This window comes from Candidatus Pelagibacter sp., from assembly GCF_052049995.1.
Taxonomy (GTDB): Bacteria; Pseudomonadota; Alphaproteobacteria; order Pelagibacterales; family Pelagibacteraceae; genus Pelagibacter.
This window is the reverse complement of the sequence record NZ_JBNGYX010000006.1, coordinates 16841-39087: the sequence shown is the minus strand read 5'-3', so window position 1 is coordinate 39087 and position 22247 is coordinate 16841. Positions and strand designations below refer to the sequence as shown.

The 22247-nt window shown below is 29.9% G+C and carries 18 protein-coding genes, 2 tRNA genes and 1 other RNA gene; 14 read left to right on the top strand and 7 right to left on the bottom strand.

Annotated elements, in window-relative coordinates; translation table 11 throughout:
* The first annotated feature begins 8 nt into the window (after nt 1–8).
* Entirely contained in the window at nt 9–1208 is a 1200-nt protein-coding gene (locus ACTT9Y_RS05520; protein WP_440933390.1) for a pyridoxal phosphate-dependent aminotransferase, read from the top strand.
* On the top strand, nt 1208–1855 hold the full coding sequence (locus ACTT9Y_RS05515; RefSeq protein WP_440933389.1) for an NAD(P)H-binding protein: 648 nt from the start codon (nt 1208–1210) through the stop codon (nt 1853–1855). Before ACTT9Y_RS05520 ends, ACTT9Y_RS05515 begins: the two co-directional genes overlap by 1 nt.
* On the opposite strand, the gene ACTT9Y_RS05510 is transcribed toward ACTT9Y_RS05515, so the two are convergent.
* Nucleotides 1856–2878 carry an NAD-dependent epimerase/dehydratase family protein gene (locus tag ACTT9Y_RS05510; RefSeq protein WP_440933388.1) on the bottom strand — a complete coding sequence of 341 codons (1023 nt, stop codon included), beginning with the start codon at nt 2876–2878 and terminating at the stop codon, nt 1856–1858.
* Complete coding sequence (gene trxB / locus ACTT9Y_RS05505; RefSeq protein WP_440933387.1) at nt 2879–3826, bottom strand: thioredoxin-disulfide reductase; 948 nt, start codon at nt 3824–3826, stop codon at nt 2879–2881.
* A 21-nt stretch (nt 3827–3847) separates the two neighbouring features.
* On the opposite strand from trxB, the gene ACTT9Y_RS05500 reads away from it, so the two are divergent.
* Both ACTT9Y_RS05500 and ACTT9Y_RS05495 read left to right on the top strand, forming a co-directional pair.
* On the top strand, nt 3848–4792 hold the full coding sequence (locus tag ACTT9Y_RS05500) for a mitochondrial fission ELM1 family protein (RefSeq protein WP_440933386.1): 945 nt from the start codon (nt 3848–3850) through the stop codon (nt 4790–4792).
* Nucleotides 4792–5454, top strand: a complete 663-nt coding sequence (locus ACTT9Y_RS05495) for a hypothetical protein (RefSeq protein WP_440933385.1) — start codon at nt 4792–4794, stop codon at nt 5452–5454. Before ACTT9Y_RS05500 ends, ACTT9Y_RS05495 begins: the two co-directional genes overlap by 1 nt.
* A gap of 2 nt (nt 5455–5456) precedes the next feature.
* Here ACTT9Y_RS05495 and ACTT9Y_RS05490 read toward each other — a convergent pair whose 3' ends face one another.
* A complete protein-coding gene (locus ACTT9Y_RS05490) occupies nt 5457–6182 on the bottom strand; it encodes a 20S proteasome subunit A/B (RefSeq protein WP_440933384.1) in 726 nt (241 codons plus the stop codon).
* Nucleotides 6183–6292: 110 nt separating this feature from the next.
* Here ACTT9Y_RS05490 and ACTT9Y_RS05485 point away from each other — a divergent pair, with 110 nt between their 5' ends.
* Complete coding sequence (locus ACTT9Y_RS05485) at nt 6293–7738, top strand: circularly permuted type 2 ATP-grasp protein (RefSeq protein WP_440933383.1); 1446 nt, start codon at nt 6293–6295, stop codon at nt 7736–7738.
* Nucleotides 7739–7744: 6 nt separating this feature from the next.
* Here ACTT9Y_RS05485 and carB read toward each other — a convergent pair whose 3' ends face one another.
* Nucleotides 7745–10969, bottom strand: coding sequence for a carbamoyl-phosphate synthase large subunit (gene carB / locus ACTT9Y_RS05480; RefSeq protein WP_440933382.1), 3225 nt, complete (start codon nt 10967–10969; stop codon nt 7745–7747).
* Nucleotides 10947–12143, bottom strand: a complete 1197-nt coding sequence (gene carA, locus ACTT9Y_RS05475; RefSeq protein WP_440933381.1) for a glutamine-hydrolyzing carbamoyl-phosphate synthase small subunit — start codon at nt 12141–12143, stop codon at nt 10947–10949. Before carA ends, carB begins: the two co-directional genes overlap by 23 nt.
* A gap of 126 nt (nt 12144–12269) precedes the next feature.
* On the opposite strand from carA, the gene ACTT9Y_RS05470 reads away from it, so the two are divergent.
* From ACTT9Y_RS05470 to ACTT9Y_RS05450, 5 genes are all read left to right on the top strand, one after another.
* Nucleotides 12270–12731, top strand: coding sequence for a GatB/YqeY domain-containing protein (locus tag ACTT9Y_RS05470; RefSeq protein ID WP_440933380.1), 462 nt, complete (start codon nt 12270–12272; stop codon nt 12729–12731).
* The gene (dnaG, locus tag ACTT9Y_RS05465; RefSeq protein WP_440933379.1) at nt 12731–14506 is read left to right on the top strand and encodes a DNA primase; all 1776 of its coding nucleotides are present in this window, start codon (nt 12731–12733) and stop codon (nt 14504–14506) included. Before ACTT9Y_RS05470 ends, dnaG begins: the two co-directional genes overlap by 1 nt.
* Before the next feature lie 67 nt (nt 14507–14573).
* A complete protein-coding gene (rpoD, locus tag ACTT9Y_RS05460; protein ID WP_440933378.1) occupies nt 14574–16397 on the top strand; it encodes an RNA polymerase sigma factor RpoD in 1824 nt (607 codons plus the stop codon).
* A 4-nt stretch (nt 16398–16401) separates the two neighbouring features.
* Nucleotides 16402–16476: transfer RNA gene (locus tag ACTT9Y_RS05455), tRNA-Val, on the top strand.
* Nucleotides 16477–17310: 834 nt separating this feature from the next.
* Nucleotides 17311–17387 (top strand) — tRNA-Ile (locus tag ACTT9Y_RS05450).
* 12 nt (nt 17388–17399) lie between these two features.
* Here ACTT9Y_RS05450 and ACTT9Y_RS05445 read toward each other — a convergent pair.
* Nucleotides 17400–17990 (bottom strand): MlaC/ttg2D family ABC transporter substrate-binding protein, encoded by a 591-nt coding sequence (locus tag ACTT9Y_RS05445; protein WP_440933377.1) that lies wholly within the window; start codon nt 17988–17990, stop codon nt 17400–17402.
* Nucleotides 17991–18004: 14 nt separating this feature from the next.
* The gene (locus tag ACTT9Y_RS05440; protein ID WP_440933376.1) at nt 18005–18793 is read right to left on the bottom strand and encodes an MlaA family lipoprotein; all 789 of its coding nucleotides are present in this window, start codon (nt 18791–18793) and stop codon (nt 18005–18007) included.
* A 99-nt stretch (nt 18794–18892) separates the two neighbouring features.
* On the opposite strand from ACTT9Y_RS05440, the gene ACTT9Y_RS05435 reads away from it, so the two are divergent.
* From ACTT9Y_RS05435 to ftsZ, 4 genes are all read left to right on the top strand, one after another.
* Entirely contained in the window at nt 18893–19624 is a 732-nt protein-coding gene (locus ACTT9Y_RS05435; RefSeq protein WP_440933375.1) for an N-acetylmuramoyl-L-alanine amidase, read from the top strand.
* 46 nt (nt 19625–19670) lie between these two features.
* Nucleotides 19671–20027, top strand: an RNA gene (gene rnpB, locus ACTT9Y_RS05430) — RNase P RNA component class A.
* Between the two features lie 256 nt (nt 20028–20283).
* On the top strand, nt 20284–20751 hold the full coding sequence (gene mraZ, locus ACTT9Y_RS05425; RefSeq protein ID WP_440933374.1) for a division/cell wall cluster transcriptional repressor MraZ: 468 nt from the start codon (nt 20284–20286) through the stop codon (nt 20749–20751).
* A 1-nt stretch (nt 20752) separates the two neighbouring features.
* Nucleotides 20753–22237 (top strand): cell division protein FtsZ, encoded by a 1485-nt coding sequence (gene ftsZ / locus ACTT9Y_RS05420; RefSeq protein WP_440933373.1) that lies wholly within the window; start codon nt 20753–20755, stop codon nt 22235–22237.
* Nucleotides 22238–22247: the final 10 nt, after the last annotated feature.

The following is a 22247-nucleotide window of genomic DNA, read 5'->3' as shown; positions in this document are numbered from 1 at the left end:
TTATTTCAATGAGCATAATATCAGACAGTTTAAAAAAGATTAAACCATCACCCACTATTGCTGTAACTCAAAAAGCAAGAGAATTAAAAGCTGCTGGAAAAGATGTTATCGGTCTTGGTGCAGGGGAACCGGATTTTGATACTCCAGATAATATTAAAGAAGCTGCAATCAAAGCCATCAATGAAGGTGACACCAAATACACAGCAGTTGATGGAACACCAGCATTAAAAAAAGCAATTGTAGAAAAATTTAAAAAAGAAAATAATTTGGATTATACCACTGATCAAATTACTGTTGGAGCAGGAGGAAAGCACGTTATTTATAATGCTATGATGGCAACACTTAACGATGGGGACGAGGTAATAATTCCAGCTCCTTATTGGGTGTCTTATCCTGATATAGTTTTATTGGCTGGTGGAAAACCAGTTATAATGGAATGTGGCGAAAAACAAGGCTTTAAAATAAATCCTTCAGATTTAGAAAAATTTATAACACCAAAAACGAAATGGATTATTTTAAATTCACCATCTAATCCAACCGGAGCCTGTTATTCTGAAAAAGATATAAAAGCAATTGCTGCTGTTTTAGAAAAATATAATCACATTTATATTTTAAGTGATGATATTTATGAACACGTGATCTACGAAGGGTTTAAATTTTTTACTATTGCTCAAATAGAAAGTTTAAAAGACCGAGTTCTTACAATGAATGGTGTAAGTAAAGCTTATTCAATGACAGGTTGGAGGATAGGGTACGCAGCTGGCCCAAAAGAAATTGTTAAAGCTATTGCTAAAATTCAATCACAATCAACAACTAATCCTTCATCAATTAGTCAAGCAGCATCAGTTGAAGCACTGAGTGGAACCCAAGATTTTATAAAAAAAAGGGCTGATTCTTTTCAAGAAAGAAGAGATTTTGTAGTAAAAGCATTAAATGATATTAATGGCATCAATTGTTTAAATCCTGATGGTGCATTTTATGTTTTCCCTAGTTGTAAAGAGTTAATGGGAAAAAAAGATTCTAGTGGAAAAGAAATTAAATCAGACACTGATTTTGTTCAATCTCTTTTAGAGAATAGTGGTGTTGCTGTTGTTCAGGGTTCCGCATTTGGTTTAGAGGGATTTTTCAGAATTTCATATGCAACTTCAATGGAAAATCTAAAAAAAGCTTTAGAAAAAATTTCCTCTTTTTGTAAAAGTTTAAATTAATGAAAACAGCCATAGTATTTGGTTCCACTGGATTAATTGGTGGCCATTTAGTTAATCAATTAATTCAAGATAATTATTACACTAAAATTAAGATTTTCGTTCGCTCTCAAACTTCAATTAATAATGAAAAAGTTGAGATTATAAATATTGATTTTAATAATTTAGCAAATCATAAAACTGAAATTACAGGGGATGATTGTTTTTTTTGTATTGGTACCACAAAGCAAAATTCTCCTGATAAAAATGATTACCAAAAAGTAGAGTTAGATATTCCAAAGGAAATTGCACAAATTGCAAAAGCTAATTCAGTTAAGTCATTTATTTTTATTTCTTCAATATATGCTAATCCAAATAGTTCCGGGAATTATGTGAAATTTAAAGGTTTAGTCGAAGAGGAATTAAAAAGATTAAACTTCTCTAAATTAGGAATATTAAGACCTTCTTTTTTAATGGGGAAAAGAAAAGAGAACAGAGTAGGTGAAAAAATAGGTATTTTTGCTTTTACCGCATTGTCGCCTTTGTTATTTGGGCCATTTAAAAAAATGAGACCAATCAGTTCAGAAAATGTTGCAAAGGCAATGATCAAAATTGCTAAAGAAAATTTGCAAAAAATCACTTTTGAGTCTGATGAAATTTTAAAATTATAATTAAACTAAACCTAGTCTAACAACAGATTTTGCATTCTCTGCCATACAATCTTTTGCAGCTTTAAATTTAAAACCTAATAACTCTTCAGCATAAGAGGGGTCGGTTTGCATTAAAATTCCAAGATCAGGTATCATCATTTTAGCGCTTGAGTCTAAATAACTTATCAACTTCACCATGAAATTTGGAAGCTCTTTTTTTGGAAGCTTTTTTGCATAAGCAGGCATTGCTTCAGCCATCAATTGGGATAATTCGACTAATTTTTTTACTTCTTTTCCAACAATTAATCTTCTACCTCCAACTTTATCATTTCCTATACAAGCAACATGTGCTTTTGCAATATCTTTTACATCAGAAATTAGAACAGCAAATTTAGGTGCTCCAGGGAATTTACCAGCCATGAATTGTCTAACATACTCAATTGAAGTACCTCCTTTTTTATCTAGAGCATCACCAAAGACTCCACCAGGACAAATTGTTGTTAATTTATTTTTTAATCCTTTGCTTTCCATCAATTCCCAAGCAACTCTCTCAGCTTTAGTTTTTGATAAAAAATAATCATTTACCCCCTCTACCCAATTTTCATCAGTCCAGTCTTGTTCTCCAAATGTATAAGGATTAGTTCTGTTAGGTTTTCTAAACATAGCAACAATAGAAGAAGTTTTAACGATTTGATCTACCCCAGCATTTATCCCTGCATTTATTACCCTTAAAGTACCATCTACTGCAGGAGGTAATAAGCTTTCTCTATTATTTGAAACTTTTATTGGAAAAGGAGATGCAATATGAAATATATACTTACATCCTTTAGCTGCATCATTCCATCCATCATCTTTAACAAGATCTAATTTAATAAAAGATAATTTATCTATAGGAGCGTATTTACTAATAGTATCTTTGGTTTGCTCAATTAAACTTTCATTTCTTACAGTTCCTAGGACCTCGTAACCATAATTTAATAATTCTATTGCTGTATGTTTTGCTATCCAACCACTAATTCCAGTTAGCAATACTTTTTCTGACATTTAATTGTGAGATAGATGTTTTTCTGCTTCAAGAGCTGCCATGCATCCCATACCTGCAGCTGTAACTGCTTGTCTAAAAATTTTGTCTTTTACATCTCCAGCTGCAAAAACACCAGGCACATTAGTTTCAGTAGAGTCTGCCTTTGTGATTAAGTATCCTTCTTTATCCATTTCCAGTTGATCTTTAAATAGATGGGTTGCTGGATCATGACCAATAGCAATAAATACACCATCAAGCTTTAATTCTTGTGTTTGATTTGTTTTGACATTTTTTATTTTAATTCCCTTAACATTTTTAGGATCTTTGTCACCCAACACATCTTCAACTACAGAGTCCCAAATAATTTCAATTTTTTTATTTTCCATTAATTTTTTTTGAAGCATTTTTTCAGCCCTTAAACTATCTCGTCTGTGAATTAATTTTACTTTGGATGCAAATTTTGTAAGAAACATTGCTTCTTCAACAGCTGCATTGCCACCTCCAACTACTGCAACTTCTTTATTTTTAAAAAAGAAACCGTCACATGTTGCGCAAGCAGAGACGCCAAATCCTCTAAACTCTTGTTCTGAGTCTAAATTTAACCATCTTGCCTGAGCACCTGTAGAAATTATTACACTGTCAGCAGTATATTTTTGACCACTATCTCCAGTTGCCTCAAATGGAGAAGTTTTTAAATTAACATTGCTAATGTGATCCTCTATCATTTCTGTACCAACAGCTTTAGCTTGTTCTTTCATTTGATCCATTAACCATGGGCCCTGGATAACCTCTGCAAATCCAGGAAAGTTTTCAACATCAGTTGTCGTTGTTAATTGACCACCTGGCTCAGATCCATGAACTAGAATTGGATTTAACATAGCTCGAGCAGCATAAACTGCAGCTGTGTATCCGGCAGGACCGGATCCAATTATTAACACTTTTGTGTGTTTAGTTGGATTTTGACTCATATGAAAGCTATATAGTGATTAATGACTAAATTAAAAGGTATTTTATTAACTCAAGGCATGCATGGAATGATTAGTCAAGTTGAGGGATTGGCTAAAGCTCTAGAAATTGAATTCACACACCATAAGGTTGAACTAAATAATTTTTGGAATTTGCTCCCACCAAAATTTACTCCTGTTTCACAAAATGTTTATAAAAAATTAAATCATTTAGATTTTGATATAATTATATCTTGTGGAAGAAAAAGTGTAATTCCATCAATTCATTTAAAAAGTATTTCAAATAAAAAAGTATTTAATATTCACATACAAGATCCAAAAGTAGATTTAAATCATTTTGATTTTGTAATAGCTCCTGAACACGATGGAATAAAAGGCTCAAATGTAATTTCCACTAAAGGCGCCATACATTATCTTACCAAAAATGAAATCGAGGAAAATAAGAATTATTTAAACTCGTTTATAAAAAGAGATGATAGAAAAATTTGGTCTTTAATTTTGGGTGGGCCTACGAAATATTATGATTACTCAACAAAAAACATGAAACATATCTTTTCAATATTTTATAAATTGTTAAAAAAACATAATTTTCAACTTGTTGTAATTCCATCAATGAGAACACCATTGAATACGATCCACTATGCTAAAGAATTTTTTGGAGAAAATCACACTATTATAATGAATGTTGATAAAAAAGCTTATTTATCAGCACTTGGTTTATCTGAAAATATTGTAGTTACATGTGACTCTAGCTCAATGATATCTGAAGCAGCTTTGACTGGCAAACCCATTTATGTAGCAAATATTTTACCAAAAAGAAATGATAAGAGATTCCAAAATTTTAGAAATTTATTTAGAGAATTAAATATTATTAGAAATTTAGGAGAAGAAATAGAAAATTGGAACTATGAAAAACTTGATGAAACTAATAGAGTTGCAAAAATATTAAAAAGCAAAATTCAAAGTTAATGTCATTTTTAAATTCAATTAAAAATAATTCGAAACAATACAGTTTCCCTTTTAATCATTGGGAATATAGCAATGCTTTATCAGAGGAAGCAATTGATGAAATAGTGAAAGCAGATATTCCTGATGTGAGTAAACACAATCTTAATTACGATGGCACTAGAGCAATAGATGGTGGAGCTGCAGAATTTAGAGAAGGAATAGCATCAGGTGGAAAAGCAATAAAATTTAGATGTTTTATAAATAAAGAGAACTCCACTCAATTTCCAAATTTAGTAAAATTTATAAACGAACTTCAGTCTAAAGAAACATATGAAACAATTTCTAAAATGATTGATAAAGATTTATCAAATTCTTATGTAAGAGTTGAAATTATATGTGATCGAGAAGGTTTTTGGCTTAAACCTCATTGCGATATAAAAGAAAAACTTATGTCAGGGTTGATATTTGTTAATAAAACAAATGAGTCTGAGGACTTAGGAACAGATTTTTATAATGAAAAATTAGAGAAGGTTAAAACACTTCCTTATAAACATAACTATGGTTATCTGTTTACCAGTGGACCAAATACTTGGCATGGAATGGAAAAGAAAAAAATAGTTAAAGAAAGACGATGTATTCAAGTAAACTATGTTACTTTTCAGACTGATTGGAAAGTTAAATAATTTTATTTTTCCCAATCAAATCTGGGAAATGAGTCGAAAACTTTAAATATTCCCTCTGACCACTGGTTACAAACTCGGGAATAAGTTTCGTCAGAAAGATTTAAACATTCAAGTGAAGCTAATCTTTCAGCATCTTTTTTGTGTACAGCAAAATCTATTGGTGGGCCTACTGTTAAATCACTTTTTAAGGTTGAGTCCATCGAAATTAATGCGCAACGTGATGCGTCCCCAATAGATACGTTTGGTTTGATTACCCTATCTAATATTGGCTTACCATACTTTACTTCTCCAATTACAAGATAAGGTTTGCTGTCTGCAGGTCTTATATAATTACCTTGAGGATATATTAAATATAATTCGTGTTGCTGACCTTTGATTTGTCCTCCAACTATAAATGTTGAACCAAGTAAGACATTATCTGTATTAATTCCTTGAGGTGAGGAGTGCTCAATATTAAGTGAACCAATATAGGAAGCTATTTGTTCGAAATCAGAGCATGTGTTTAAGTTCATTATCCCTGTTGAGCTTTTTAAATCTTTCTCAATTGATTTATAAACTGCTTGTGAAGTTCCTAAATTTCCTGAAGTTACTATTACAATAGTTCTGTCACCAACATCATGGGTCATCATTTTTGAATATATATTTACATTATCTAGACCTGCATTTGTTCTTGAGTCTGACGCAAAAACAAGACCTTCATTAGTTTTAATACCTATACAATATGTCATAGATGTAATTGATATTTAAAAATAATCATTTTTACAAACTATTTTTAGCATAACTGTCATTCATTCTTCGCATTTGTCTATTTTGTATATTTATTAAAATATTAAATATTATGGTTACTCAATTCTGGAAAAATTACGACTCAAAGTCCTCTTATGACGGTTATATATCTGATGATAGTAAAATAAGAAAACATGCTAAAATTATTTCTGGAATTTTAGAGAGGAATGGAAAGAAAAAATTACAAGAAATTGAAAAAAATTGCCAAAGCACAATTAGCGCAAGAGGAATTAATTTTAGAGTCTATGCAGCTAACAATAGAGCAGAAGAAAAAAAATGGCCTTTAGATATTATTCCCAGAATAATTCCTAAACGTGTATGGAACAAAATTTCAAAAGGGTTGGCACAAAGAGTAAAAGCACTTAATTTATTTATCGATGATGTTTACAATAAAAAAAAAATTTTTAAGGATAATGTAGTTCCTAAGGAATTAGTTTTTAATTCGCCATATTATATCAAAGAATGTGATGGTTTTTCTCCAAAGTATAAAGCTTGGTCAAACATTTCTGGAATTGATCTTATTAGAAATATAAATGGTGAATACTTGGTTTTGGAAGATAATTTGAGAGTTCCATCAGGTGTATCTTATATGCTTGAAAATCGGATGGTTATGAGGGATGTTTTTCCAGAGTTATTTACGAGATATAAAGTTTCCTCAATACACCAATACGCAAATAAATTGTACCACTGTATGGAGGAATGCATACCGAAAAGAACTGAAAATCCTCACATGGTAGTACTTACTCCTGGCATTTATAATTCAGCTTATTTTGAACATTCTTTTTTAGCTGAACAAATGGGAATAGCTCTCGTTGAAGGCAAAGATTTGTTCGTGGAAAATGATATTGTATACATGAAAACTGTTAAAGGTAAACTTAAAGTAGATTGTATATATAGAAGATTGGATGACAACTTTTTAGATCCCAAAGTATTCTACAAAGAATCACTTATTGGAGTTCCTGGACTTTTTAAGTGTTGGAAAAAAGGAAACGTAGGAATAGTAAACGGAATTGGAACAGGTATAGCAGATGACAAAGCTATTTACTCTTATGTAAATAAAATGATTGTTTATTATCTAGGCGAGCAACCTAAAATAAATCAAGTTGAAACTTTTCTGTGTCATGAGAAAAAAGATAGAGATTATGTTATTGAAAACATTTCAAAATTAGTTGTTAAACCAGCTAATGCGTCTGGAGGGTATGGTATTTTAATTGGTGCAAGAGCATCAAAAAAAGAAAAAGATGAAATGATTCAGAAAATAAAAAGTAAACCAAGAGAATTTATTGCTCAGCCTTTAGAAATTTTATCAACTCTTCCTACGATTACTGAAAGCAATATAGAGCCAAGACATGTTGATTTAAGACCTTTTGTGTTAAGTGGAAAATCTATTTACGTAACATCTGGTGGTTTAACAAGAGTTGCATTAAGGAAAGGGAGTACAATTGTAAATAGTTCACAAGGTGGAGGATCTAAAGATACAATGATAGTTGATGTTTAGAATTTACTAAATATCTTGTAGTGAATTAACCTCCAATCTTTTTGTCTTAAGAGATTTAATTGCCTCCAAACAGGCTTGAGCAGTAGACATATTAGTACAGTATGGGACTTTATTCTTTAATGTTGCTCTTCTTAAAGCTATTGCATCACTCAGTCGGTGTTCACTATTCCCACCCCCAGTGTTTATTACTAGCGCAATTTTTTTTGAGTCTAAAACATCGACTATATGAGGAGTTCCACTACTAACTTTATTTATAATTTTACATTTCATTCCATGTTTTCGAATATATTCAGCAGTTCCTTTAGTTGCACATAATGTAAATTTAAGTTTTAAAAGATCTTTTGCTAAATCCAATCCTTCGTCTTTATGTGAGTCTTTAAGAGATATGAAAGCTAATCCTTCTTTTGGTAACGAGTTGGCTGCCGCTATTTGACTTTTGGCAAAAGCCATTCCAAAATTTTTATCAAATCCCATCACTTCCCCTGTCGATTTCATTTCAGGTCCTAACAATAAGTCACTGTTTGGAAATTTATTAAATGGGAACACAGCCTCTTTAACTGCGTACATACCTTTAGATTTATCTTTTAAATTAAACTTAGATAACTTTTCACCAGCCATTACTCTTGATGCAATTTTAGCTAAAGGAAGACCTTTTGCTTTTGATACAAAAGGAACTGTTCGACTAGCTCTTGGATTAACTTCAATGACATAAATTTCATCTTTTTTTATTGCAAACTGTATGTTCATGAAACCTTTTACGTTCAAAGCTATCGCTAATTTTTTTGTTTGATTTTCAATTTCTTTAAGAAGATATGGTTTAATCGATACAGGGGGTAGGCTACATGCAGAATCTCCTGAATGAATTCCTGCCTCTTCGATATGTTGCATAATACCTGCTACGTGAACCTGTTTTCCATCTGATATAGCATCCACATCCACTTCCATTGCATGATCGATAAATTTATCAATTAAAATTGGATTATCTTCTGCAGCTTTAAAAGCCTCCTCAACAAATTTTTTAAGCTGATTTTTTTCATGAACAATTTCCATTGCTCTTCCACCCAAAACATATGAAGGTCTTACCATTAATGGCAACCCTATTTTATCTGCTATTTTAATTGCCTGATTAAATGTCTTTGCAATTCCACTATCTGCCTGTTTTAGTTTTAATTTATTTAATAAATTTCTAAATCGGTCTCTATCTTCTGCTAAATCGATCGATGTATATTGCGTTCCTAAAATCGGAAGTTTGTTGTCATATAAAAATTTAGCAAGCTTAATCGGAGTTTGGCCACCAAACTGAGCAATTACACCTATTAGGTTTCCTTTTTCTTGTTCTTTTTTAATTATGTTAAAAACGTATTCTTCCTTTAAAGGTTCAAAGTATAATCGATCACTCGTATCATAGTCTGTTGATACTGTTTCAGGGTTACAATTGACCATTATCGTCTCAAATCCTGCGTCTTTTAATGAAAAACTAGCCTGACAACAGCAATAATCAAACTCAATTCCTTGTCCAATTCTATTTGGCCCCCCTCCAAGAATAATTATTTTTTTCTTATTGGATGGATCAGCCTCACATTCAGAATTAATTGAAAAATTTCTTTGATACGTTGAATACATATAAGGAGTAAACGATTTAAATTCAGCTGCACAAGTATCTACTTTTTTATAAACTGGAACTATTTTAAGCGCTGATCTTTTTCTTCTAACAACGTCTTCAGAAGTTTTAGTTAATTCCGAAAGTTTTTTATCTGAAAATCCTATTGATTTTATTCTATTAAATTCTGAAAATTCTTTAGGAAGTCCCTTGCTTTTGATCTGTGTTTCACAATCAACTATTTCTTTAATTTGTTCTAAAAACCAAGGGTCAATTTTAGATAAATTGTGTATTTTCTTTAGGTCTATTTTTTTTCTAATTCCTTCAGCAACTAGTAATATCTTATTCGGAATTGTTTCTTTTAGTTTCTTTTCAATTTGTTTTTTATTTAAATCAAAAATTCTGTCTAAACCTGAAAAACCAGTTTCGAGAGACACCAAAGCCTTTTGTAGAGATTCTTTAAAGTTTCTTCCAATAGCCATTGCTTCACCTACTGATTTCATTGATGTCCCTAAAGTTGCAGGAGAAGTTGAAAATTTTTCAAATGTAAATCTTGGAATTTTTGTCACCACATAATCTATACTTGGTTCAAATGATGCAGGAGTAACTTTAGTTATTTCATTTTTTAATTCATCAAGAGTATAGCCAACTGCTAATTTTGCAGCTACTTTTGCAATAGGAAATCCAGTTGCTTTTGATGCAAGTGCTGATGATCTTGATACACGTGGATTCATTTCAATGACAACCATTCGACCATTTTTAGGATTGATAGCAAATTGAACATTTGATCCTCCAGTTTCAACTCCAATTTTTCTCAAACATGCAATAGATGCATTTCTCATTACTTGGTATTCTTTATCTGTAAGTGTAAGAGCTGGTGCAATTGTTACTGAGTCACCCGTATGAATTCCCATTGGATCTATATTTTCAATCGAGCAAATGATGATACAGTTGTCTTTCTTATCTCTTACAACCTCCATCTCAAATTCTTTCCAGCCCTCTAAACATTCCTCTACAAGAACTTGGCTTACGGGAGATTCATGCAATCCATTTTTAACAATTTTAAAATAATCTTTTCTATTTTTGGCTATTCCCCCACCAAGCCCACCAAGTGTAAAAGCAGGCCTTATAATTGCAGGTAAACCAATTTTTTTTAATACTTTCGATGCTTGATTATTATTATTTACGATTTCTGATTTTGGTAAATCTAAACCAATATCTATCATATTTTTTCTAAATTTCTTTCTATCCTCGGCATTAGAAATCGCTTTAGAATTTGCTCCTATCAACTCAATTTTGTATTTTTTGAGAATTCCTTTTTTCTCTGCTTCCATTGCAAGATTAAGCGCAGTTTGCCCTCCCATTGTTGGAAGAATTGCATCGGGTTTTTCTTTCTTTAGAATTTTTTCTAATACATCAAGTGTAATTGGTTCAATATAAGTTTTATCCGCAACATCTGGATCAGTCATAATTGTTGCAGGATTTGAGTTTATTAAGACTACTTTATAACCCTCATCTTTAAGAGCTTTACATGCTTGTGTCCCTGAATAATCAAATTCACATGCTTGTCCTATAATTATTGGACCAGCTCCTACAACTAATATTTTTTTAATATCTTTTCTTTTTGGCATTTTTTTTCATGTTGTTAATAAATTCTTGAAACAAATAAACACTATCTTGAGGTCCTGGATTAGACTCTGGATGATATTGAACTGAAAAGACTGGTTTATTTTTTAGTTTGATACCTTCAATACTATTATCAAATAAAGATTTATGGGTGACCTCAATATTTTTAGGTAACGTTTCTTTAACTACTTCAAATCCATGGTTTTGACTCGTTATCTCAACATTATCATGAATTAAATTTTTAACAGGATGATTTGCTCCTCTATGACCAAGTTTCATTTTCTTTGTTTTACCACCTAATGCCAATGCTAAAATTTGATGACCCAAACAGATACCAAATATTGGTAAATTTTTTTTAATTAGATCTTTAATAATTTCTATAGCATATTTCCCTGTTGCAGCTGGATCACCAGGACCATTTGATAAAAATATTCCATTTGGTTTTAAAGCTAAAATTCTTTGGGCACTAGTTTTGCAGGAGACAACTGTAACTTTACAGTCGAAGTCAGAGAAATATCTTAAAATGTTTTTTTTAATTCCATAATCAATTGCAACAACATGAAATGAGTTCTTATTATTTTTTTTATATCCAAGTTCTTTTTTCCATGTTTTAAGACCTTTCCAAATATAATTTTTCTGGGTTGAAACTACTTCCGCGAGATCAAGATTTTTTAATCCACTCCATTTTATTGTAGAGTTGGTCAATTTATTAATATTAAATTTTCCTTTTTTTGAATAACTAATAGTACCTTTGGGGGCGCCTTTGTCTCTTATAAAACTTGTTAGGCTTCTGGTGTCTAAGCCAGTAATTCCAACAATTTTTTTTTTCTTTAGCCAAGAGTCTAAATGTAGAAAAGATCTATAGTTTGAGGGAGATGTTATTTCTGAGTTAATTATTACTCCTTTTGCCCATATTTTATCAGACTCATGATCCTCTTTATTGGTCCCAACATTTCCTATATGAGGAAAGGTAAAGTTGATAATTTGACCCGCATATGAAGGATCAGAAATGATTTCTTGATAGCCTGTTAAGGATGTATTAAAGCAAACTTCACCTGTGGCTTCTCCCTGATATCCAATTCCAATTCCTTTAAATACTTTTTTATTTTCAAGAACTAAAACGCCTGTATTGATTTGTGATTTTGTTTTTGAGTTAGTTTTTTTTGCTTTTTTCTTCAATTACAACTCATGAGTTAAAGGTTAATACAATAATTGCTTTATTATCGCAACAGAGATGTAATATAAAATTGTAAAAAAACAATTTTTCTTTTGAAGAATTTTTTCTTTAAAGTAGATTAAAAAATTATGTCATTAAAACAGACCATCGAAAACGAATATAAAAATGCTTTAAAATCTAAAGATAAAAATAAAATATCAACCTATAGGTTAATATTATCTTCGATTAAGGATTTGGATATTGTTAACAGATCAGGCCCTAACAAAAAAGAAACTGATGATGAGGACATAAAGAAACTTTTAAAAAAAATGGTTAAACAACGAGCCGAATCGATCGATATTTATAAAAAAAATAATAGAACAGATCTTTTAGAGGTTGAGCAAAATGAGTATGATATTTTAACAAGTTTTCTACCAAAGCAGCTTAGTGAAGACGAGACTAAGAAAATTTGTGCAGATGTTATTTCGAAAATTGGAGCAAATTCATTAAAAGATATGGGAAAAGTTATGGGCGAACTTAAAAAAACTCATGCAGATGAAATTGATTTTTCTAAAGCAGGATCAATGATCAAAGAATTGTTGAACAAATAATGAAATACCCAAAAGAGTATCTTGATGAAATTAAAAATAGGTTGAAAGTTTCAACGGTAGTATCAAAGAGTGTTTCATTAAAAAAAAGAGGTAAAGAATTTGTAGGTTTATCACCTTTCAAAAATGAAAAAACACCCTCATTTACTGTAAATGATGAAAAAGAATTTTATCATTGTTTTGCAACTTCAGAGCACGGTAATATTTTTGATTTTGTGATGAAAACTCAAAATTTAAAGTTTGGAGAGGCAGTTAAATACTTAGCTCAATTAGCAGGAATGCAACCTTATATGTTTTCAAAACAAGATGAAGAAAGAGAAAAAAAGTGGAATGAGTATAAAACCATTTTTAGTCAATATGTTGACTTTTATCATAATGAACTTTTAAAAAATGAAAATTATTCGATTGCTAGAGATTATTTAAAAAATAGATCACTAGGTAAAAATGAAGTAAAAAAATTTAAAATAGGTTACATAGAAAAAAATCCAAGTTTTTTCGAAACATTAAAACAAGATTATAGTGAGCAAACTTTAATAGAGACTGGTTTATTCTACTTAGATGAGAAAAAAAAAATTTATGTCGAAAGATTTAGAGGTCGATTAATATTTCCAATCAATAATATTTCTGGTCAACCAATAGCTTTAGGTGGAAGAATAATTGAAAATGTAGATTATCTAGCCAAATATATAAATTCACCAGAGACAAATTTTTTTAAAAAAGGATCAAATTTATATAATTTAGATCTAGCAAGAAAACTTTCTAATAAAATTGATCATATTTATCTGGTTGAAGGATACATGGATGTTGTAGGTCTCAGCAAAAATGGAATTGATAATGTGGTAGCAAATCTTGGTACGTCTTTAACTGAAAAGCAAATTTTAACTTTAAACCAATTTTTTGATGATATCATAATTTGTTTTGATGGTGATGAAAGTGGATATAAAGCTGGTGTTAGAGCAGCTGAAAATTCAATAAAGGAACTGAAACCTGAAAAACAAATTTCATTTTTGTTTCTACCAGATAAAGAAGATCCAGATAGCTATGTAAATAAAAATGGTAAGGCTAATTTTGTAGACTTTACAAAGCAGAGAAAATTATCAATTCATCAATTTATTTTTAGTCATTATAAAAAACAAACGAAAAATAATCCTTCATCTATGGCTGTTTTTGAAAAAAAATTGAGAGAAATTGCAAATACAATAAAAGATGATTTTATAAAAAAATATGTTTTGGAATATTTTTTGGAAAAAATTGATGAGTTAACACCTCATTCTAAGCAAAATAATAAAAGAATTTATTTAAAGAAAACAAAATCTTTAGAAAGTACAAAAAGATATTTTCAAGAGAGTCAGTCTTTGACTGGCATTGAGTTAAAAGAGTTTTCTTTATTATATCTGGTTATAAATAAATTGGATTTGTTGCAAGAAAATATTCATTTAATTGAAAATATTAAATTATTTACTGAGTTTAATAAAAAAATATTTTCAATGATTATTGAAAAATTGAAATCTGGTTCACTAATTACAATTCAAGATCTTAATTTAGATATTCAATTAATAGAAAAAATAAATAAATTTGCTCCAATCAAATATATTTTAAATAATCAACCTGATGATGATCAAAAAATAATAGAATTAATAGAGGATATCTCTAGAGATTTGATGAATTATGATCTTGAATTCAGAATCCAGGAATTAGAATCGAAGTTTTCTGTGGATATGAGCGAGTCTACATTTAATGAGTTAAAAGAGCTCAAAAAAAAGCAGAATCTCAATTAAACTGACCAAATTAGTAATAGATTTTTATATAATTGACATTATATAAGACTTCTAAATTCAGATTATCGTGGAAAGAATTATTACAAAATCATTTGCAAGACTTATGGGCCGAGGAACCCATAGAGGTTTTATTACTTATGAAGAATTAAGCAAATCCTTGGGAAAAAGAAATTTATCTGATGAAAATTTATCTCAAGCATTCATTCATATTTTAGATGAAAATATTTCTTTAGTAGAAAAAAAATCAGACTTTAAAGTTTTAAGAAAAAAAGAAAATTCCAATAAAGAAGAAGGCAAAACAATAGAGAAAAGTGACGATCCCATTCGAATGTATCTACGTGAAATGGGTGGAGTTGAATTACTTTCTAGAGAAGGTGAAATTGCTATAGCAAAAAGAATAGAGGCTGGAAAAGATGTAATGTTAATTGCACTCTCTCAAAGTCCCATTACTGCACAACAATTTTTTGAATGGAATGAGCAATTACAAAAAGATGAAATTTTAGTTAGAGAGATTATTGATATAGATACAAACTATATGGAGGATGAGACTACAGGTCCTAGTGCTAAGCAAAAGAATGCAGGAGAAACAGATAAAGAAGTTGGTTCATCAGATGATGATGATGATTTTAATCCAACTCTTGCTGCAATGGAAACTGAAATTAAACCAAAAGTTTTGAAAACAGTTAACATGCTTACAAAAGAATATTCAAAGTTGATAAAATATCAAAAAGAAAAATTAGATTGTCTGCTCAAATCAGAAAATTTTTCACCAGCTAAAGAAAAAGGTTATGATAAAATAGTTAACGATATATTAGAAAATATTAAATCATTACAATTATCACCTTCAGTTTTAGAAGAGTTAGTTCAAAAACATTATTTAGAGAATAAAAAAATAATTTCTTTAGAAGGTAATTTATTGAGACTTGCTATGGATCAAAAAATTCCAAGAAATGAATTTATAAAATTTTATATAGGAAATGAAATAAATCCAAATCTTAAAAAATTTTTAGATACAAATCTCATTTGGAAACAGTTTTTTAGTAAAAATAAAGAGGAATTTAAAAATATTAGAGAAAGATTAATTGAAATTAGTCATAAACTTGGAATTTCTGTAACTGACTTTAAAAAATTAGTTAGTAGAGTTCAAAAAGGTGAAAAAGAATCAAGAATTGCTAAAAAAGAAATGGTGGAAGCAAATTTGAGATTGGTTATTTCTATTGCTAAGAAATATACTAACAGAGGTCTACAATTTTTAGATCTTATTCAAGAGGGAAATATAGGATTGATGAAAGCCGTAGATAAATTTGAATACAGAAGAGGATATAAATTCTCAACTTATGCCACATGGTGGATTAGACAAGCAATAACAAGATCAATTGCTGATCAAGCTAGAACAATTCGTATTCCTGTTCATATGATTGAAACGATTAATAAAATTGTAAGAACACAAAGGTTAATTTTAAGTGAGTTTGGAAGAGAAGCTACACCAGAAGAGTTAGCACAAAAATTAAGAATGCCGTTAGATAAGGTAAGAAAAGTATTAAAAATTTCTAAAGAACCAGTCTCTTTAGAAAAGCCAGTTGGTGATGAAGAAGATAGTAGTTTGGGGGATTTCATCGAGGATACAAAAGCTTTAGCTCCTTTAGAACAAGCAATTAAATCTAACCTTGGAGAGGCAACAACAAAAATTCTTTCAACTCTAACACCCAGGGAAGAAAGAGTTCTTAGAATGAGATTTGGGGTAGGTATGAATACTGATCATACATTGGAGGAAGTAGGATTGCAATTTTCTGTAACCAGGGAAAGAATTAGACAAATTGAGGCAAAGGCTTTAAGAAAACTTAAACATCCAAGTAGATCAAAGCAATTAAAAAGTTTCTTAGAAAGTTAATTTAGGGCCGTTAGCTCAATAGTAGAGTACTGCATTGACATTGCAGGGGTAGTTGGAGCGTAACCAACACGGCCCACCATTATTGAAGATTTATTATGTTTTTTAAAAATTTTAAATTACATTTTAAAATATTTTTATTTTTTATTTTTTTTTTGTTAATTGAAGGTTTTTTTTATTATTATTCCTACAAACTCGCATATTTTTTTGATTTTTTTGACCCAGAATTAAGTGGTTTTAATCCAATTATATGGAATGAAAATGGGATTGTAGAAAATATTCAAGTCTTATTTTTATTATTTACAATTATTATTTATTATAAAACTATTAAATTACCGAATTTTAAAAATCTTCCAAAACTTTTTAGATTTGTAATTTATATGTATTTACTTTGTATTTGTTATTATTTTTTTGAAGAAATATCTTGGGGACAGCATATATTTAAATGGGAGACTGGGAATTTTTTCATTCTTTACAACAATCAGCAAGAAACAAATTTTCACAATATTTCGAATTTACTTAATCAACTGCCAAGGGGCTTATTAACAATATGGTGCTGCCTTTCATTTTTGATATTCAGATATTTAAAAAATACCTCAATTAATTCAAATTATCTTAATTTAATATTTCCAAAAAAGGACTTAATTTATATATCAATTATTATAATTCTGTTTTTTTTTCCAGATTTTATAATAGATAAACTAAGTTTACATCCTGGATATAGAAACCATTCAGTAAATATAAATATTAGCGAAGTACTAGATTTTGTGACTTTTAGATATATTAAACTTTCAGAATTACATGAATTTTTATTTTGTATATACCTATTTTATCATTCATTATTTTTTAAGAAAATATATTCCTCTTAAATCTTGAATGAGATATAAAAAAGAAGTAAAAACAGTTGTTTTATTTAGGGCCTGTAGCTCAGTTGGTTAGAGCAGTACACTCATAATGTATTGGTCCCAGGTTCGAGTCCTGGCGGGCCCACCAAAAAAATATATTTTAGTTATTAGAAAATTCTTTTAAAGTTTTAAATAAAACATTAATGTCTCCATCATTTGAATTTAAAATTGATGAAAACTCTTCTTTTTGAGTCCTTGCAAGACTTAAGCCCTCAATTATCAAATCTCTTATTAATGGATTGTCAGAATTTTTAGTATATATCCTCCAATCAATTTTTACTTCAGGCCTATCAGATGTTCCAATTAACAAGCTATTTACAATAGTATAATTTTTATTAAGCACTTCTTTACCTAGAACTTCAATTTCTGGATTAGTATACTCAGCCAGTCTACTTGAAAAACTTTTTAAAAAGTAAGACTCAAATAATTCTGAATATTTAATTTTTTGATTTTGATCTAAATTTTTTCTAGCAGATCCAAGAGAATAAAAACCAACACCTCTTATGTCTACTGTTTCTTTAGCTATTACCTTTAATTCATTTATTTTTTGTTCTTTAGATATGTCTTTAGATAGAACATTAGACGCTCTATTTACTGTAGATTGAACAAATACATCTGGCTCTATTGAATATGAATTTGTATAAGCAAATGTATAAAAAAATATTAATAAAAAAAATTTTTTAATTTTCATTATTTTAGTTAAAATTACTGAGTTTCGATTTCTTCCCAATCACTATCATCTTGGGTTTCAATAATTTTATTAGTATTAAGTATTTTTTGCTGCCTATCTTGTAAATACAGACTTTTTACTGAAGCATAAAAATCAATTGAATTTTTTTCTAAATTTTCAATTGCATCATAATTTTTGGCTCTAAAATCTATACCAGAGGTTACTCTTGATGCGTAATAGTCAAAATCACTAAAGTGTTGAGTGTCGTTTGTAACAGTAACATTATACCAGGCATCTCCTCCAATTAAGTTTGCAACAGACGCTGTAGCATCTCTAACTGTGCTTGGTCCTAAAACAGGTAATACTAGATAACAACCAGGTCCAACCCCCATTGTTGCTAAAGATTGACCGTAATCCTCTTTCTCGTATTCAGGAAATCCTAAATGCTGGGCTACATCTATGAAACCTAAAATACCAACTGTTGTATTAATAATAAATCTCCCCGAGTTTACACCAGCTTTTTTTAATTCACCTTGTAAAATATTATTCGGAATAGTTACTAAAGTAGATAAATTTTCTAGAGAATTACTTACACCAGTTTTTAATGGAGAAGGCAAAATTCTATAAGCACTTGCAACTGGTTGAAATAATACTCCATCTAAAGCTTGGTTAAAAGAAAAAGTAGCTCTATTTAAAGACTCAAAGCAGTCTTTAACTTCAGCAGGTTGATTTTTTTTTAAAATTAATTCACCATCTGATCCAGCATTTGCATTTAATGCTGAAACAAAAATTAGGGTTATTATTAAAACTAATTTTCTAAACATTACAACCTGTATAATATATAAATATTAAATGTAAATTAAGTTTTATTTTATAAAAATGACAATAAAATGTCTACAAAGTAGCTAATTTTATCATTCAAAATGAGTATAAATACAACCCAGAATTACTCTCCAAATTTTGATCAAAAAAAAAGAAAAATTAAACAAATTAAATTTATCATTTTTCACTACACTGGAATGAAAAATGAAGAAGATGCGATTAAGCGACTTACTGATAGTAAATCTAAAGTTAGCAGTCATTATTTTATAAAAAATAACGGATCAGTAATAACTCTAGTACCGGAACTTTATGTAAGTTGGCATGCTGGAATATCATCATGGAAAAATTATAAATCAATTAATAAATATTCCATTGGTATAGAAATAAGCAATCCAGGTCATGGAAAGAAATATAAAAAATTTTCAAAAAAACAAATTCGTTCTATATTAAAATTAAGTAAATATTTAATAAAAAAATATAAAATAAAAAATAAATTTATTTTGGGACATTCTGATGTCGCTCCTTATAGAAAAAAAGATCCAGGAGAAAAGTTTCCTTGGAGATATTTATCAAAAAATAGAGTTGGATTATGGCATGATTTAAATGAAAAAAAACTTTTTAAAATAAGAGAAACAAAAGTAGATAAAAATGATGAAAATAAATTTTTAAAAAATTTATATAAAATTGGTTATTTAAGACTTTTACCCAAAGATATGCATAAAAATAAGAAATTACTTATAAAAGCTTTTCAGAGAAGATTTAGACAAGAGTTAATTAATGGAATAATTGATAAGGAGTGTTTATTAATAAGTGAAAATCTTACAAAATCCTAAAATAATTTTCCTTGAAAATTTAATGTTAAGTAATAAATTACAAATGCCAGATAAATGACTTATCGCTTTAAATTAATTTAAAGAGGAAAGTCCGGGCTCTACAAGGACACAGTGCCAGGTAATACCTGGCGGGGGAAACCTTAGGGACAGTGCCACAGAAAATAAACCGCCATAACATGGCAAGGGTGAAAAGGTGTGGTAAGAGCACACCGGTTCTATTGGTAACAATGAACGCTGGAAAACCCCACTGAGAGCAAGACTAAGTAGAGATGACATTGTTGAAAAACTAAAAGCCGTCCTTGGCTAGTCATCAGGGTTAGTTGCTTGAGCTTAAGAGTGATCTTAAGCCTAGACAAATGATAAGTTTAAATGACAGAACCCGGCTTATAGTTTATCTGGCAAACTTATTCTCAGCATAATATTTTTCATTACATAAATGTTCTTGTTTTGATTCAATATTGAATCATTTATGTTCTTTTTTTTCACTTATATATCTAAAATCAATAATCATTAAAAAAATACTCTTCTAATAAACGCTGGTATAAAAAAGACCAATATGTATAAGGAAAATTAGTCCAGATTCAGGGTTTGACTATCATTTTAAATGCCCATATATTCCCATATATTCCCAAATATGGAATTTAAAAATTTAAAAATATATGTTTTTATCAACTTACGAAAACAAGTTAGACAAAAAAGGGAGAGTGTCTGTGCCTGCTAGTTTTAGGTCACATTTATCCAACCTAGGTTACAATGGTGTTATTTGTTATCCATCATTTAGTAATTCTTCAATAGAAGCATGTTCTCAAGATAGAATTGAAAAAATTTCTTCAGCAATTGATTCTTTAAATCCTTTTGAGGAAAAAAGAGATTATTTTACGACTTCAATATTATCAGAAAGTATAAATTTACAGTTCGATAGTGAAGGTAGAATTTCACTTACAACAAAATTATTAAAACATGCAAAAATAAAAAATAGCATGTTGTTTGTTGGTCAAGGTCAAACATTTCAAATATGGGAACCAACAGCATTTGAAAAATTTAAGGTAATTGCGAGAAAAAAAGCAAATATAAATCGAGCAAGTCTTAAATGGGAAAAACACTTAAACAACAACGAGGGGAAATAAGATGACAATAAACTTTAAAGCACCAGAAATTAAAGAGTTGCAACCACGACTACTAGTATTGGGAGTTGGTGGGGCAGGCGGAAATGCAATCAATGAAATGATAGAAAATAATCTACAAGGAGTAGAATTTATTGCAGTAAATACAGATGCTCAAGATTTAAAGCTAAGTAAAGCAAAAACAAGAATTCAAATTGGTTTAAATTTAACAAAAGGTTTAGGAGCAGGTGCAAAGCTTGATATCGGTCAAGCAGCTGCTGATGAATCTTTAAATGAAATTGTAAATACACTTCAAGGTGCAAATATGGTTTTTATTGCAGCTGGTATGGGTGGTGGAACGGGCACTGGTGCTGCTCACGTCATCGCAAGAGCTGCTAAAGAATTAAATATTTTAACTGTAGGTGTTGTGACTCTTCCATTTTTATATGAAGGCCCCTCTAGAATGAGAAGAGCACAACAAGGTTTGGAAGAACTGAGAAAACACGTAGATACAATAATTGTTATTCCAAATCAAAACTTATTTAAAATAGCTAACGAACAGACAACTTTTGAAGAGTCATTTAACCTTTCAAACAATGTTTTGATGCATGGTGTTCAAAGTATAACTGATTTGATGGTTAGACCTGGTTTGATCAACTTAGATTTTGCTGATGTTGAAACTGTCATGGCAGCAATGGGTAAAGCTATGATGGGAACTGGAGAAGCTGAAGGAGAAGGTAGAGCTCTAAAAGCTGCAGAGATGGCAATCAGCAATCCATTAATAGATGATTATACTTTAAAAGGTGCAAAAGGTTTATTAGTAAATATTACTGGTGGTAAAGATCTTAAACTTTTTGAAGTTGATGAAGCTGTAAATAAAGTAAGAGCTGAAGTTGATCCTGAAGCAGAGTTAATTATTGGTGCAATCACTGACACTGAGCTAGATGGAAAAATGAGAGTTTCAATTGTTGCAACATCATTAGATGGACAACAACCTGAGTCAAAATCAGTAGTTAATATGGTTCATAGAATTCAAAACCGTAATCCTGGTTATTCTGATTTTTCAAATATTGGATCATCTCAATCTTTTAATTTTTCCAACACAACAGCATCAAACCCCATTACACATGGTGCCAATGCTTTGAAACTTGAAAATGAGATTATCCAAGAACAACAAACCGAAAGTTCTCATAATCAAATGATGAATGAAGAAGTTGTTCAAAATACTAACATGGAAAGTGAAAGTATAGTTGAAGATAATTCAGTTAATGAAATGGAAAAATCTTTTGCACAAGAGGCTTTGGAAACCAATCATGAAGAAACACAAGTGAATAATGCTGAAGAAGAGGTTTCTAATGATCTTAAAGAATTTGGAGTTGATTCTGATGCGCCAGATTTATTCAGTTCAGAAACAGAAACCTCAAGTTCAGATGAACTTTTATCTCCTGAGCATGAGGAAGAAGAAGATGATCTTGAGATACCAGCATTCTTAAGAAGACAAAAAAATTAATGGTCTTCCA

Bases quoted from the DNA above. Each gene is read 5' to 3' on its own strand.
- ACTT9Y_RS05520 (WP_440933390.1), top strand. From the start codon at position 9: ATGAGCATAATATCAGACAGTTTAAAAAAGATTAAACCATCACCCACT.
- ACTT9Y_RS05515 (WP_440933389.1), top strand. From the start codon at position 1,208: ATGAAAACAGCCATAGTATTTGGTTCCACTGGATTAATTGGTGGCCAT.
- ACTT9Y_RS05510 (WP_440933388.1), bottom strand. From the start codon at position 2,878: ATGTCAGAAAAAGTATTGCTAACTGGAATTAGTGGTTGGATAGCAAAA.
- trxB (WP_440933387.1), bottom strand. From the start codon at position 3,826: ATGAGTCAAAATCCAACTAAACACACAAAAGTGTTAATAATTGGATCC.
- ACTT9Y_RS05500 (WP_440933386.1), top strand. From the start codon at position 3,848: ATGACTAAATTAAAAGGTATTTTATTAACTCAAGGCATGCATGGAATG.
- ACTT9Y_RS05495 (WP_440933385.1), top strand. From the start codon at position 4,792: ATGTCATTTTTAAATTCAATTAAAAATAATTCGAAACAATACAGTTTC.
- ACTT9Y_RS05490 (WP_440933384.1), bottom strand. From the start codon at position 6,182: ATGACATATTGTATAGGTATTAAAACTAATGAAGGTCTTGTTTTTGCG.
- ACTT9Y_RS05485 (WP_440933383.1), top strand. From the start codon at position 6,293: ATGGTTACTCAATTCTGGAAAAATTACGACTCAAAGTCCTCTTATGAC.
- carB (WP_440933382.1), bottom strand. From the start codon at position 10,969: ATGCCAAAAAGAAAAGATATTAAAAAAATATTAGTTGTAGGAGCTGGT.
- ACTT9Y_RS05470 (WP_440933380.1), top strand. From the start codon at position 12,270: ATGTCATTAAAACAGACCATCGAAAACGAATATAAAAATGCTTTAAAA.
- dnaG (WP_440933379.1), top strand. From the start codon at position 12,731: ATGAAATACCCAAAAGAGTATCTTGATGAAATTAAAAATAGGTTGAAA.
- ACTT9Y_RS05445 (WP_440933377.1), bottom strand. From the start codon at position 17,990: ATGAAAATTAAAAAATTTTTTTTATTAATATTTTTTTATACATTTGCT.
- ACTT9Y_RS05440 (WP_440933376.1), bottom strand. From the start codon at position 18,793: ATGTTTAGAAAATTAGTTTTAATAATAACCCTAATTTTTGTTTCAGCA.
- ACTT9Y_RS05435 (WP_440933375.1), top strand. From the start codon at position 18,893: ATGAGTATAAATACAACCCAGAATTACTCTCCAAATTTTGATCAAAAA.
- mraZ (WP_440933374.1), top strand. From the start codon at position 20,284: ATGTTTTTATCAACTTACGAAAACAAGTTAGACAAAAAAGGGAGAGTG.
- ftsZ (WP_440933373.1), top strand. From the start codon at position 20,753: ATGACAATAAACTTTAAAGCACCAGAAATTAAAGAGTTGCAACCACGA.